This window comes from Arthrobacter sp. TJ-254, assembly GCF_058269175.1.
This window is the reverse complement of the sequence record NZ_JBZCNF010000001.1, coordinates 289,291-302,578: the sequence shown is the minus strand read 5'-3', so window position 1 is coordinate 302,578 and position 13,288 is coordinate 289,291. Positions and strand designations below refer to the sequence as shown.

The following is a 13,288-nucleotide window of genomic DNA, read 5'->3' as shown; positions in this document are numbered from 1 at the left end:
TCCGGGTTCACCGGCCGCCCGGCGGGCTCTTGAGGTGGTGTTCAGAAGAAGAGCGCCGCGGACTTCCTGCAGGGAAGGAAGGGATGCCCTGCGAAGGGGCCGCGCGGAAAGATGGGGCTGGCGCCGCGCTATCCCATGGTTCCGGCGGCCGGAACGGTGATCGTGCCAGGTACGGCGATTGCGCCCGGCGCTGCAGCTGATGCGGAATCGGAACTGGTGAGGCGGCCGACTGCGGTCTGGATCCTTGAGACCGCCGTCGGCACTGCAACACTGAGCTTTTCGGCGACTTCGCCGCAGGTCAGCCCACCGTAGTAGGCGAGCAGGAGGGCTTCATCCTGCCCCTGAGGCAGCGCATAAGATGTGCCCGCCTCTCCGCGCTCCGGTCCGGCCGACGGGACCTCGGCGTGGGCCGGTACGGCCCCGGCCGGTGCGCCTTGCGCCGCAGCGGTGCGGCTGCTCTGGACGGCACACAGATGGGTGAGGGAGAGGAGCCAGGTCATTGGTGTTCCGACCCGCGGGCCGTAGCTTCCGGCCGAAGCCCACGCCTTGAGATAAACCTGCTCGACAATCTCCGCCGCGGCATCCTGCCGCTCCGTCATCCGCAGTGCGAGCGCGTACACCCTTGGGGCAGTCCGCCCATAGAGCTCGCTGAACGCGGCCCGGCTGCCGCCTGCCACGGCACGGACGAGAGGTTCAAGGCTTCCTGGGGCGTTTCCACTGTCGCGCACGAGAGTCCAATCCGCATAAGGCAAAGGGCCGGTCCCTCGGCCCTTCCCCGACAATAGCAGCCTTGCTTACTTCTCGATAGGCTAGCTAAATCCGGAAATCACCATCACGCGCTCAAAGCTCCACCGTTTCACCCGGCGTCAGGTGCTTGTACTCCGTTCCGTACTGGGCGCCGAGCCGGCCGACATGGTTTTCTACAAGGCCGAGCCCTGCCTCGTTGAGCAGCGCATCGTGAATCGGATAAGCCCGGGCTGCCCGCACAGAGGTGACGAAGTCGATCACCTCGGCGGTTTTCGACCAGGGGGCGTGGATCGGCACCAGGAGGGTCCGCACCGCGACGCCGTGGGGAACGATGAATGAGTCCCCGGGGTGATAGAGCTCTCCGTCAACGACGTACCCGATATTGGCGATGACCGGGATGTGCGGGTGGATCAGTGCGTGTTGGCCGCCGAAGGTGCGCACCTCGAACCCGGCCGCGGTGAAACCGGTGCCGGATTCGGCGTCGTGAATCCTGGCGGCGGCGTTCCCGAGCGAAGAGCGCAGTTGTTCGGCGAGCTGAGCCGGTGCCCACAGTTCGAGGGCTCCGTTGGCGGCCAGGGCCGCTGACACCCGGTCGCGGTCGAGGTGGTCGGCGTGTTCATGGGTGACAAGCACCGCGCCTGCGCCGTTCAGGGCCTCCTCCACTTCGGAGAACGAGCCGGGGTCGATCACCAGGACATGTCCGTCTTTCTCAAGTCGGACACAGGCGTGGGTGTACTTGGTCAGCTTCATAGCGCACAGAATACCCCTCAGCCGACTGATAATCTTGATCAGGGTTTAGGCTTAAATTGCCGCCCGATGCGCGGATTGCCCGCGTGCCGGCCGCCAGGCCGCCGCCTTTCCACCACCTGCTCCGAAAGGTTTCCCCATGACGTCCGAAGCGGAGCAGTCAATGCGCCGGGGCTCCGAGCAACGCATGACGCGCCAGCGCCGCGCTGTCAGCGCAGCCCTCGACGAACTCGATGACTTCGTCAGCACCCAGGACCTGCACCGGGTCCTCCAGGACCGGGGTGAATCGGTTTCCCTTGCCACCGTCTACCGCGTCCTCCAGTCCATGGCCGACGACGGCATGGTGGACGTCCTGCGCAGCGGCGACGGCGAGGCCGTGTACCGCAGGTGCGCCGTCGAACACCACCACCACCACCTGCTGTGCCGCAACTGCGGCAGGGCGGTGGAGATCGAGGCACCGGCGGTGGAGCAGTGGGCCGGACGGACCGCCGCGGCGCACGGCTTCAGCGAGGTTGCCCACACCGTTGAGATCTACGGCCTGTGCCCGGATTGCACCGCGGCGAAGGCGGCCCGGAGCTAGATCGGAACGCGGCACCTATCACGGGTGCAGAGCCTGCCGGCACCCTGGATCCTTGGACCGCGGCGCGGGTGATCTCCCCCGCTCGGGCCCTCAGGCGGCAGGACCCTGCGCATGGACGGGCCGCGGACTGCTCCGGCGCCCACCGACCGCCCTGCACACCAGGTAGATGGCGAAGGAAATCGTCGTCACGTACGGACTGATGGGGATCCTTCCGCCCAGGGCGAGGAGGATGCCGCCGACCACCGAGGCGGTGGCGAAGGCGATGCTGAGCACCACCACGAGGCCCGGTGTCGATGTCACTTTCAGGGCCGCGGCCGCCGGGGTGATCAGCAGTGCGAGCACCAGCAGCGCCCCCACCACCTGGATCGACAGCGCCACCGAGACTCCGAGAAGCACCATGAAGACGATCGACAGCCCGCGCACCGGAACACCCCGGGCTTCGGCGAGGTCCGGATCGGCGCTGGCGAAGGTCAGCGGCCGCCAGATGGCGGCAAGAACGATCAGGACGGCCACGGCGCAGAGCACCAGCAGGTTCAGCTGCACGCTGTCCACCGAGACGATCTGCCCGGTGAGCAGCCCGAATTTGTTGGCGGCCCTTCCCTCGTAGAGGGCAAGGAACAGGATGCCGAGCCCAAGCCCGAAGGGCATGACGACTCCGATGATCGAGTTCCGGTCGCGCGCCCGGATACCCATCAGCCCGAGAACCAGGGCAGCGGCGACCGATCCGATGAGGGAGCCGAAGACCACGTTCGCGCCGATCAACAGGGCGAACGCCGCTCCGGCGAAGGACAACTCGGCTATGCCGTGAACCGCGAAGGCCAGGTCGCGCATCATGACGAAGGTCCCGATCAACCCGCCAAGCAGGCCGAGCACCGCACCGGCCCAGATGGAGTTGCGCACCAGCGGGAGCAGTTCCCGGTAATTGTCGAACGTGAACACCGCGTCGATGACATCCTGGAAATCCATGCTCAGAGCCCTCCGGCCCGGTGGTGGGCGGTGGCGTCCGGAAGGCCAACGACGACGATCCGGCCGTTATGGTGAAGGACCTCAACGGGGCTGCCGTAAAGGTCGGAAAGCACCTCGCTCGTCATGACTTCCTGGGGCGATCCGATGCGGAACCTGCCCCCGGCCAGGTACAGCACACGGTCGACGTACTCGATGACGGGGTTGATCTCGTGGGTGACGAACACAACGGCGCTGTTCTTTTCATGGGACTGCCTGTTGATCAGGCTGCTGACCGCCTGCTGGTGGTGCAGGTCAAGGGAGAGCAGCGGCTCATCGCAGAGCAGGACGCGGGGATCGCTCGCCAGGGCCTGGGCGATCCGCAGGCGCTGCTGCTCTCCCCCGGAGAGCCGTCCCACCGGCGCATCGGCGTAGGAGGTCGAGCCCACCTCGCCGAGCAGCTCGTCGACCCGGTCGCGGTAGCTCCTTCCCTTCAGGCGCACGCCCCAGCGGTGGCCGTCGATGCCGAGGCCCACCAGGTCGCGTCCGCGAAGCGGCGTCTCGGGCGCGAAGGATTTTTGCTGGGGCACGTACCCGATGGCGCGGCTGCCGCGCTGGATGCGTGCTCCGTTGATCAGTGCCGTGCCCGAGTCGAGCGGCTGGAGTCCGAGGAGCACTTTGAGGAAGCTTGTCTTCCCTGAACCGTTGGGTCCGAGGACGGCGAAGAACTCTCCCGGATGGATGTCGAGGTCGAGGCCGCTCCAGAGCGTGCGGTGGCCGAAAGAAAGGCTCGCACCGCGCAGGCTCACCACCGCACCGGCAGCGGGGGGCGGCGCGTGGCCGGACCGCCCGGGGGCGGCGCTGCTCACCTGGCGTTGAGCGCTTTCACGATGCTGTCGGCGTTCGCGCTCATCCATGAGACATAATCCTCCCCGACGGGGAGGGTTTCAGTGAAATTGACGACCGGGACCCCGGCCTTCTCCGCGGCATCGCGCACCGCCTGGGTCTGGCTGCCCTCGGTCTGTTCGTTGTAGGCCAGGAACTTCACGGTGTCCGATGCCACAAGCTTTTTCATGTCGTTGAGCACCCCGATCGAGACGTCGCTTCCCTCTTCGACCGCCTCGGCGTAATGGGCGGGGGTGACGTCGGTGAGACCGGCCGCCTCGAGAAGGTAACCGGGAACGGGCTCGGTGACGGCGACGTCGCCGCCCCCGCCTGCGGCGACGGCATCGCCGAGCTTCTCCTCGATGGCGTCCAGTTCCTTGGAGAGCGTCAGGGCGCGTTCCTCGAAGTCCGCCGCGTGTGCCTCGTCGAGGGCGCCGAGTTCGCTGCTGACAGCCGCGGCCAGGGTGCGCATTGCTCCGAGGTGGTACCAGACGTGTTCGTTGCCGGCGCCGCCCTCCCCCGCGTGCCCTTCGGCATGGTCATCGCCGTGCTCCTCGGCATGGTCCTCGTGGGAGAGGCCCTCGATGCCCGCCACTTCGACGGCACTGAGGATCCGCCCGGCGTCGAGGCCGGTCTCCTCGGCCAGCCGGGACAGGAACGGGTCGTAGCCGCCCCCGTTCTCGATGACCAGGTCCGCCTTCGACACGGCGAGCTTGTCCTGCACTGTCGGCTCGTAGGAGTGGGGGTCCTGGCTGAGGCTGTCAACGACCGCGGTGACCTCAACGGCGTCGCCACCAATGAGTTCGACGATGTTGCCGTACACGTTGGTGCTTGTCACAACCTGGAGCCCGCCGGAGTCAGCCGTGCCTGCCGGCGAACCGGCACCGGCGTCGCCGCCGCATCCCGCGGTGAGCAGGGCGGCGGCGGCCAGCGATGCCAGGCCAAGTGGACGGCGGAAAGGTGCCCGGAACATGCTTGCCTCGATCTAATGAGAAACGTTTACGTTAGCGGAATCAGTCTAACCTAACGCGAATCATTCGCAGAACGGGCTCACTGCATGAAGTTCCCGCTGCGCTCGGTCATCCCCTCGCCCGAGCGGCGGGCGCCCTGGCTCTGGGTGGCGTCCCGGATTTCTCCGACGAGCTGCTCGATCACGTCCTCGAGGAAGAGGACGCCCTGTGTTTCCCCGTTGGGCCCGAGCACACGGGCAAGGTGGGAGCCGGTTTTCTGCATCACCGTCAGGGCGTCTTCGATCTCGTCCGAGAGGTTGAGGTTGGCAAGGGTCCTCACCTTGTTCTCGGTGATGGGCTTGCGGTACATCGCCTGCGGAATAGACATGATGTCCTTGAGGTGCATGTACCCGGTGAGGTTGTCGTTCTCGTCGACGAGGACGAATCGGGAGAAGCCGGTGCGTCCAACCGCCCTCTCGAACTCCTCGGGCGTCGCGTCGGTGCGGACGGTGACCAACTCGTGGAGGGGCACCATCGTGGTTTCCGCGGTCTGGCCGGAGAACTCAAGCGCGCCGGTGATCAGCCCCGAACCGTCGTCGACGAGTCCGCTCTTTGTCGACTCCTCGACGATCGACTGCACCTCCTCGAGCGTGTAGGTCGAGGAGACCTCGTCCTTCGGCTCGACGCGGAGGGCGCGGAGGATGTGGTTCGCCGCCCAGTTGAGCGATGCGATGATCGGGTTCACCGCCCGGGCGATCATCACCAGGGGAAGCGCAAGGAGCAGGGCCGCCTTGTCTGCGGCCGAGACCGAGATGTTTTTGGGCACCATCTCCCCGAAGGTCACGTGGAGGAAGGTGACGAGGAGCAGGGCCACGCCGAAGGCCATTCCGTCGGCGAGGCCCGGCGCGATGCCGACCGCCTCGAACGGCACCACCAGCAGGTGGTGGATCGCAGGTTCGGCAACCTGGAGGATCAGCAGGGAACACACGGTGATGCCCAGCTGGGCGCATGCCAGCATGAGGGACACGTGCTCCATCGCCCACAGGGTTGTCTGCGCCCGTTTCGATCCGGCGTCCGCCAGGGGTTCGATCTGGCTGCGCCGCGCAGAGATGACTGCGAATTCGGAGGCGACGAAGAACGCGTTGCCGATCAGCAGCAGCACCAGCCAGAGGATTCCCGCCCAGTCGCTCATTGTGCCGCTCCGTCCGTTGCCGCATGCGATCCGGTCCGGACGTCGGTGTCGGCGCCGTCCGTTGTGGGCGCCGGGATGAAGCGCACGCGGTCGATCCTGCGCCCGTCCATGCGCTCCACCTCGAGTACTCCGTTCGTAACCTCGACGCGGTCGCCGGGCACCGCAATGCGGCCCAGTTCGGACATCATGAAACCGCCAACTGTCTCGTAGCCGGGCTCGTCGGGTACGACAAGTCCGGGAATGTGGTCGGTGACCTCATCGGGGCGCATCATGCCCGGGAAGTACCAGTCCCCCGAGGCGCTCTGGAGCACCCCAGGCTTGAGCTTGTCGTGCTCGTCCGCCACTTCGCCGACGATCTCTTCGACGAGGTCCTCGAGGGTCGCGACTCCTGCCGTTCCGCCGTACTCGTCGAGCACGACGGCCAGCTGGAGGTTCGCCTCGCGCAGTTCGCGGAGCAGCGAGTCAAGGTGCACCGTCTCGGGCACCCGGAGCACCTCGGTCATGATGGTTCCGGCGGGCAGGCCTGCGCGGCGTTCGCGCGGCACGGCGACGGCCTTCTTGACGTGCACGACGCCGCGGATGTCGTCGGCGGATTCACCGATGAGCGGAAAGCGGGAGTACCCGGTGCGGCGCGCCGCTTCGACGACGTCGGCGACGGTCTGGTCGGAGTCGATGGTTTCCATGCGGATGCGCGGGGTCATGACGTCGGCAGCCGTGCGTTCGGAAAAGCTGAACGTCCGGGCCAGGAAGTTCGCGGTGCCCTGATCCAGTGTTCCCATTTCGGCCGACCGGCGCACCAGTGACGAGAGCTCGGCTGGGGTGCGGGCACCGGAGATCTCCTCCTTCGCCTCGAGGCCGAAGATGTTGAGGACGCGGTTGGAGAACCCGTTGAGCACGATGATCGCCGGCTTGAAGACGGCAGTGAACATCAGCTGTGGCCGCGCCAGCGCCTTGCCCACGCGGAAGGGAAGGGCGATCGAGAGGTTCTTCGGCACAAGCTCGCCAAAGAGCATCGAGAGCAGGGTCGCCAGGATCATCGCCACGATGAGCGAGACCGAGGCGGTCGCCGGACCGGGAAGCCCGAGCATTGCCAACGGCGCCTCGAGGAGCCGGCCGACCGAGGGCTCCATGACGTACCCGGTCAGCAGCGTGGTCAAGGTGATGCCCAGCTGGCAGCTGGAGAGCTGGGTGGAAAGCGAGCGCAGGCAGCGCAGCAGGGGCTCTGCCTTCCGGTCGCCCTGCTCCACGGCGCGCTGGACGTAGGTCTGGTCGAGCGCCACAAGGGCGAACTCAACGGCCACGAAGAATCCGGTTCCAAGGATCAGCAGGATCCCGGCGCCTAGATAGAGCCACTCCATGAGCGCTTCACCGCCCGCTGGGTGAGGGGCGGTTCGGCATTACCGGGCAAGCCCGGTCTGGAGGGCTCCGATAGCGCTGCGCCGGAGCGGTCGTCGGCGGCGTCGTCATGTGCCTCATGTGGCACGGTGACGGCCAGGGCAGCTCGAACGGAATGATGGGCAAAAGAACGGGATACGCCGGCGCTGAGCGAACGCCGCCCGGTTGACGAGAAGTGCTTCGTCAACCGGGGGTTCGCTGGCCGGCCCCTAGAGGAGCTGTCCATAAGGCCATCAGTTTACCCTTGAGGCCGCCTTCCGGGAAACAAGGCTGTCCGGCCGGCTACCAGCTTTGCTGGACGGGGCGGCCTTCTTCGTATCCGGCGGCGGACTGGATGCCCACGACGGCGCGGTCGTGGAACTCGGTCAGGGAGCGGGCTCCGGCGTAGGTCATGGAGCTGCGCAGCCCGGCGGTGATCATATCGAGCAGGTCCTCAACGCCGGGGCGCTGGGGGTCGAGGTACATCTTGGAGGTGGAGATGCCCTCCTCGAACAATCCCTTGCGGGCCCGGGCGAAGACGTCCTCGGCCTGGGTGCGGTTCTGCACCGCCCGCGCCGAGGCCATGCCGAAGCTTTCCTTGTACCGGCGCCCGTCGCCGTCGGAGTGCAGGTCCCCGGGGCTCTCGTAGGTCCCGGCGAACCAGGACCCGATCATGACCTGGCTGGCCCCTGCGGCAAGGGCCAGGGCGACATCGCGCGGGTAGCGCACCCCGCCGTCGGCCCAGACGTGGGCGCCGAGCTCCCGGGCGGCCGCGGCGGCCTCGTGGACGGCGGAGAACTGGGGCCGGCCCACGGCGGTCATCATCCGCGTGGTGCACATGGCCCCCGGACCCACGCCGACCTTCACGATGTCCGCCCCGGCCTCGACCAGGTCCCGCACCCCGGCGGCGCTGACCACGTTTCCGGCCACGACGGGGATCTGCGGGTTGAGGCTGCGCACGATCTTGAGGGCATCGAGCATCTTGCGCTGGTGCCCGTGGGCGGTGTCGACGACCAGGACATCGACCCCGGCCCCGAGCAGGGCCGCGGCCTTGGCCTCGACGTCGCCGTTGATGCCCACCGCCGCGGCCACCCGCAGCCTGCCCTGGGCGTCAACGGCCGGGGCGTAGATGGTCGAGCGCAGCGCACCGGCCCGGGTCATCACCCCCTCCAGGATCCCGCCGCGGGTCACCGGCGCCAGCGGGATCCCGGCGGCCTCGAGGTCCTCAAAGGCCCCCTGCAGGCCGTTCGCGGGGTCCCCGTCGAAGCGGGCCGCGTCGATCTCCGGCGGGTTCAGCCGCATCACCGACTCCAGGGACGCGAAGCGGTCAACGCCGGCGCAGTCCGAGGCCCGCACCAGGCCCACGCAGCGCCCGGCGCCGTCGACCACGACCACCGCCCCGTGGGCGCGCTTGTCGATCAGGTGCAGGGCATCAAGGACCGTGTTCCCGGGCCCGAGCTTGAGCGGGGTCTCAAACACCGTGTGCCGGCCCTTGACCCAGGAGGTGACATCGGCGATGACCTCCACCGGAACATCCTGGGGCAGCACCGTGAGCCCGCCGCGGCGGGCAACGGTCTCGGCCATCCGCCGCCCGGCCACCGCCGTCATGTTCGCCACCACCAGCGGAATCGTTGACCCCGTCCCATCCCCGCTGGCAAGGTCCACATCAAAACGGGAAATCACCTCCGAGGCCGAGGGCACAAGGAACACATCCGAATACGTCAGATCCGTACTGGGCTGGTTGATGAAACGCATTTTTACTCCCGGAGTCGGTTACCTACAGATTCTAGGTCCTCCCCGCGGCGCGGCCGAATCGCGGGCGCGGTGATTGGCCTGTTCCTTGCTCGTGTTACTAGACTGGTGAAGGGTCCGACTGCAGGTTCAGCACGGCCGAACTCGACATCACCGCGCTCAGGGCAATTTACGGAAGAGGCGTATACCAAGTGTCAGAACAAACCAGCCACCGTCTACCTGAAGAATTCGGCGGAAATGAGTGGCTCGTTGACGAACTTTACGAGCAGTTCCAAAAGGATCGGAACTCGGTCGATAAGAAGTGGTGGGAACTCTTTGATTCCTTCGATGCCGAGAACCAGCCCAAGGAAGACCAGCCCAAGGAGAACGGCCGTCGGTCCGCCGCACGCACCGAACCAGCCGCGCCTCCGGCCCCCGCAGCCACCCCAGCCACGCGCGAGCTCCCGGTCGTAAAGACCGAGGAGAACGCTCCGAAGGCCTCAGGGGAATCCCCTGCAGCGACGCAGGAATCGGGCAAGGCACCCGTTGCGAAGGAACCGGCCCCCGCGGCCGAGAAGAAGCCGGAGGCCAAATCCGACAAGCCGGCGGCCACCCCGATCCCCGCGCAGCTGCCGGAGTCGGCACGCAACACGGAGATGGACGAGGACACGGTGAGGGTCCTTCGCGGTCCCGCCAAGGCCATCGCCACGAACATGGACGCGAGCCTCACCGTCCCCACTGCGACAAGCGTGCGCGCCATCCCCGCGAAGCTGCTCATCGACAACCGCGTCGTCATCAACAACCACCTCGCCCGGGCCCGCGGCGGCAAGGTCTCCTTCACCCACATCATCGGCTATGCAATCGTGAGGGCGCTGGCGCAGTTCCCCTCGCAGAACGTGTACTACGACATCATCGACGGCAAGCCCTCCGCGGTGCAGCCCGCGCATGTCAACTTCGGGCTCGCCATCGACATGCCCAAGCCCGACGGCTCGCGGCTGCTCGTCGTGCCGAACATCAAGAAGGCCGAAAACATGAACTTCTCGGAGTTCTGGCGCGCCTATGAGGAACTCGTCAAGAAGGCCCGCGGCGGCAAGCTCGGAGCCGACGACTACGCCGGCACGACCGTCTCGCTGACCAATCCCGGCGGCATCGGCACCGTGCATTCGGTGCCCCGCCTCTCGAAGGGCCAGGCGTGCATCATCGGCGCCGGCGCACTCGAGTACCCAGCGGCGTTCCAGGGTGCCAGTGAGAAGACCCTGGCCCAGCACGCCATCTCGAAGACCATCACCCTGACCTCCACCTACGACCACCGCGTCATCCAGGGCGCCGGCAGCGGAGAGTTCCTGCGGATCATCCACCAGCTCCTGTTGGGCGAGCAGGGCTTCTACGACGAGATCTTCGAGTCGCTGCGCATTCCGTACGAGCCCGTGCGCTGGAGCGCGGACATCCAGGTCGATCCGATGGACGAAATCAACAAGGTCGCCCGGATCCAGCAGCTCATCCACGCCTACCGCGTGCGCGGGCACCTCATGGCCGACACCAACCCGCTCGAGTACGTGCAGCGCAAGCACGCCGACCTCGACGTGCGCACCCACGGCCTCACCCTGTGGGACCTCGACAGGGAGTGGCCGACCGGCGGGTTCGGCGGCAAGCCGATGCTCAGGTTCCGAGACATGCTCGGGGTGCTGCGCGATGCCTACTGCCGCACCACCGGCATCGAGTACATGCACATCCAGGACCCGGTGGAGCGCCAGTGGTTCCAGGATGAGCTCGAGCACCCCTACTCCAAGCCGAGCCGCGAAGAGCAACTGCGCATCCTGCACAAGCTGAACTCCGCCGAGGCGTTCGAGACCTTCCTGCAGACCAAGTTCGTCGGCCAGAAGCGGTTCTCCCTCGAGGGCGGCGAGTCGCTCATCCCGCTGCTCGATGCGATCATCTCCGGGGCAGCCGATGACGGGCTCGACGAGGTCGCCGTGGGCATGGCCCACCGCGGGCGCCTCAACGTGCTCACCAACATCGCCGGCAAGACCTACGCCCAGGTCTTCCGCGAGTTCGAGGGCACCCAGGATCCCCGCTCGGTCCAGGGCTCCGGCGACGTGAAGTACCACCTCGGCACCGAGGGCACGTTCACCTCCGACGCCGGAAACCAGACGCGCGTCTACCTCGCGGCCAACCCGTCCCACCTTGAGGCCGTCGACCCGATCCTCGAGGGCATCGTGCGGGCCAAGCAGGACCGCCTCGACCAGGGGGACTCCTTCCCCGTCCTGCCGATCCTGATCCACGGCGACGCGGCGTTCGCGGGCCAGGGAGTAGTTGCCGAAACGCTCAACCTGTCCCAGCTGCGCGGCTACCGCACCGGTGGCACCATCCACGTCATCGTGAACAACCAGGTCGGCTTCACCACCTCCCCGACGTCGTCGCGCTCCTCCGTCTACTCGACGGACGTCGCGAAGATGGTCCAGGCGCCGATCTTCCACGTCAACGGCGACGACCCCGAGGCGGTTGTGCGGGTGGCGCAGCTCGCCTACCAGTTCCGCCAGCGGTTCAACAAGGACGTCGTCATCGACATGGTGTGCTACCGCCGCCGCGGGCACAACGAGGGAGACGATCCCTCGATGACCCAGCCGATCATGTACAACCTCATCGAGGCCAAGCGCTCGGTCCGCAAGCTGTACACCGAGGCCCTGATCGGCCGCGGCGACATCACGCAGGAAGAAGCCGAGCAGGCCCTGCGCGACTACCAGGAGCGCCTTGAGCGCGTCTTCGCGGAAACCCATGCGGCGCAGACCTCGCCCATCCCCGTCGTCACGCAGGACCCGGCGGCCGTTTCGAACATCGAGCGCCCGTCGGCCCAGCAGTCCGACACCGGCGCCGACGCACCGGTTTCGACGGCGATCACCGCCGAAACCCTCGCCCACATCGGCAAGGCCCACCTGAGCGCCCCCGAGGGATTCACCGTCCACCCCAAGCTCAAGACGCTCCTGGAGCGCCGCGAGCAGATGTCGCGCGAAGGCGGGATCGACTGGGGCTTCGGCGAGATCGCGGCCCTCGGATCCCTGCTGATGGAGGGCATCCCGGTGCGGCTGGCCGGCCAGGACACCCGGCGCGGCACCTTCGTCCAGCGCCACGCTGTCTTCCACGACCGGGCCACCGGCGCCGAATGGCTCCCGCTCGACGGCCTCAGTGAGAACCAGGCCAAGTTCTGGATCTACGACTCGCTGCTGTCCGAATACGCGGCAATGGGCTTCGAATACGGCTACTCCGTCGAACGCCCCGACGCCCTCGTGATCTGGGAGGCCCAGTTCGGCGACTTCGTCAACGGCGCCCAGACAGTCATCGACGAGTTCATCAGCTCGGCGGAGCAGAAGTGGGGCCAGCGGTCCTCGCTCGTGCTGATGCTGCCGCACGGCTACGAAGGCCAGGGTCCGGACCACTCCTCGGCACGTATCGAGCGCTTCCTGCAGATGTGCGCCGAGGAGAACATGGTCGTTGCGAACCCCAGCAGCGCCGCCTCGCACTTCCACCTGCTGCGCCAGCACGCCTACCGCAGGCCGCGCAAGCCGCTGATCATCTTCACGCCCAAGCAGCTGCTGCGCCTCAAGGCCGCCGCGAGCTCGGTGGAGGACTTCACGCAGGGCAGCTTCCAGCCGGTCATCCCCGACACGCTCGCAACGCCGGGGAACGACGTGGAGCGCGTCATCCTGGTTTCGGGACGCCTCTACTACGACCTGGTTGCCGCACGGCAGAAGGCCGAGGACACGAAGACGGCAATCGTGCGGGTCGAGCAGCTCTACCCGCTGCCCCTCGACGCGATCCGCGATACCCTCGGCGCCTACCCGAACGCCGAGGTTGTCTGGGCCCAGGACGAGCCGGCCAACCAGGGCCCCTGGCCCTTCATCGGCCTCTACCTGCCGCAGCACCTCGACCGCCGGATTGAGCTCGCATCACGCCCGGCCTCCGCCTCGACGGCCACCGGCTCGGCGAAGCACCACGCGGTGGAGCAGGAAATCCTGATCCGGAAGGCTTTCGGAAGAAAGTAATCGGGCTGTCCGTATGATGTTGGGTGGGGCCGAGCGGTCCCACCCAACGCATTTAAGTAGAAAGCGCCTCCGAGCAGCCGCCCGGAAGCCGCGCACCGAT

The 13,288-nt window shown here is 67.1% G+C and carries 10 protein-coding genes; 2 read left to right on the top strand and 8 right to left on the bottom strand.

All coding sequences use genetic code 11. The features are described from left to right. Positions 1–128 precede the first annotated feature (128 nt). Both AC4D14_RS01400 and AC4D14_RS01395 read right to left on the bottom strand, forming a co-directional pair. On the bottom strand, positions 129–728 hold the full coding sequence (locus AC4D14_RS01400) for a sigma factor (protein WP_490899796.1): 600 nt from the start codon (positions 726–728) through the stop codon (positions 129–131). Positions 729–840: 112 nt separating this feature from the next. Continuing rightward, the gene (locus AC4D14_RS01395; protein WP_490899795.1) at positions 841–1,497 is read right to left on the bottom strand and encodes an MBL fold metallo-hydrolase; all 657 of its coding nucleotides are present in this window, start codon (positions 1,495–1,497) and stop codon (positions 841–843) included. Positions 1,498–1,633: 136 nt separating this feature from the next. On the opposite strand from AC4D14_RS01395, the gene AC4D14_RS01390 reads away from it, so the two are divergent. Then, entirely contained in the window at positions 1,634–2,074 is a 441-nt protein-coding gene (locus AC4D14_RS01390) for a Fur family transcriptional regulator (protein ID WP_490899793.1), read from the top strand. Positions 2,075–2,164: 90 nt separating this feature from the next. On the opposite strand, the gene AC4D14_RS01385 is transcribed toward AC4D14_RS01390, so the two are convergent. The 6 genes from AC4D14_RS01385 to guaB1 all read right to left on the bottom strand — a co-directional run bounded on the left by AC4D14_RS01385 (position 2,165) and on the right by guaB1 (position 9,172). Next, positions 2,165–3,040, bottom strand: a complete 876-nt coding sequence (locus AC4D14_RS01385; protein WP_490899791.1) for a metal ABC transporter permease — start codon at positions 3,038–3,040, stop codon at positions 2,165–2,167. 2 nt (positions 3,041–3,042) lie between these two features. Further along, the gene (locus tag AC4D14_RS01380; RefSeq protein ID WP_490900467.1) at positions 3,043–3,825 is read right to left on the bottom strand and encodes a metal ABC transporter ATP-binding protein; all 783 of its coding nucleotides are present in this window, start codon (positions 3,823–3,825) and stop codon (positions 3,043–3,045) included. A gap of 56 nt (positions 3,826–3,881) precedes the next feature. Beyond that, entirely contained in the window at positions 3,882–4,874 is a 993-nt protein-coding gene (locus AC4D14_RS01375; protein WP_490899789.1) for a metal ABC transporter solute-binding protein, Zn/Mn family, read from the bottom strand. A 77-nt stretch (positions 4,875–4,951) separates the two neighbouring features. Continuing rightward, on the bottom strand, positions 4,952–6,043 hold the full coding sequence (locus AC4D14_RS01370) for a hemolysin family protein (RefSeq protein ID WP_490899788.1): 1,092 nt from the start codon (positions 6,041–6,043) through the stop codon (positions 4,952–4,954). Then, positions 6,040–7,401: a hemolysin family protein gene (locus AC4D14_RS01365; protein ID WP_490899786.1), complete on the bottom strand. Its 1,362-nt coding sequence runs from the start codon at positions 7,399–7,401 to the stop codon at positions 6,040–6,042. The genes AC4D14_RS01370 and AC4D14_RS01365 overlap by 4 nt, the downstream gene beginning before the upstream one ends. A gap of 319 nt (positions 7,402–7,720) precedes the next feature. Continuing rightward, the gene (gene guaB1, locus AC4D14_RS01360; protein ID WP_490899784.1) at positions 7,721–9,172 is read right to left on the bottom strand and encodes a GMP reductase; all 1,452 of its coding nucleotides are present in this window, start codon (positions 9,170–9,172) and stop codon (positions 7,721–7,723) included. A 188-nt stretch (positions 9,173–9,360) separates the two neighbouring features. On the opposite strand from guaB1, the gene AC4D14_RS01355 reads away from it, so the two are divergent. Next, the gene (locus AC4D14_RS01355; RefSeq protein ID WP_490899783.1) at positions 9,361–13,188 is read left to right on the top strand and encodes a multifunctional oxoglutarate decarboxylase/oxoglutarate dehydrogenase thiamine pyrophosphate-binding subunit/dihydrolipoyllysine-residue succinyltransferase subunit; all 3,828 of its coding nucleotides are present in this window, start codon (positions 9,361–9,363) and stop codon (positions 13,186–13,188) included. The last annotated feature ends 100 nt before the right edge of the window (positions 13,189–13,288 follow it).

What these genes read in the sequence shown, in the direction of transcription:
- AC4D14_RS01390 (WP_490899793.1), top strand. Translation starts at nt 1,634, where the DNA reads ATGACGTCCGAAGCGGAGCAGTCAATGCGCCGGGGCTCCGAGCAACGC.
- AC4D14_RS01385 (WP_490899791.1), bottom strand. Translation starts at nt 3,040, where the DNA reads ATGGATTTCCAGGATGTCATCGACGCGGTGTTCACGTTCGACAATTAC.
- AC4D14_RS01395 (WP_490899795.1), bottom strand. Translation starts at nt 1,497, where the DNA reads ATGAAGCTGACCAAGTACACCCACGCCTGTGTCCGACTTGAGAAAGAC.
- AC4D14_RS01375 (WP_490899789.1), bottom strand. Translation starts at nt 4,874, where the DNA reads ATGTTCCGGGCACCTTTCCGCCGTCCACTTGGCCTGGCATCGCTGGCC.
- guaB1 (WP_490899784.1), bottom strand. Translation starts at nt 9,172, where the DNA reads ATGCGTTTCATCAACCAGCCCAGTACGGATCTGACGTATTCGGATGTG.
- AC4D14_RS01365 (WP_490899786.1), bottom strand. Translation starts at nt 7,401, where the DNA reads ATGGAGTGGCTCTATCTAGGCGCCGGGATCCTGCTGATCCTTGGAACC.
- AC4D14_RS01370 (WP_490899788.1), bottom strand. Translation starts at nt 6,043, where the DNA reads ATGAGCGACTGGGCGGGAATCCTCTGGCTGGTGCTGCTGCTGATCGGC.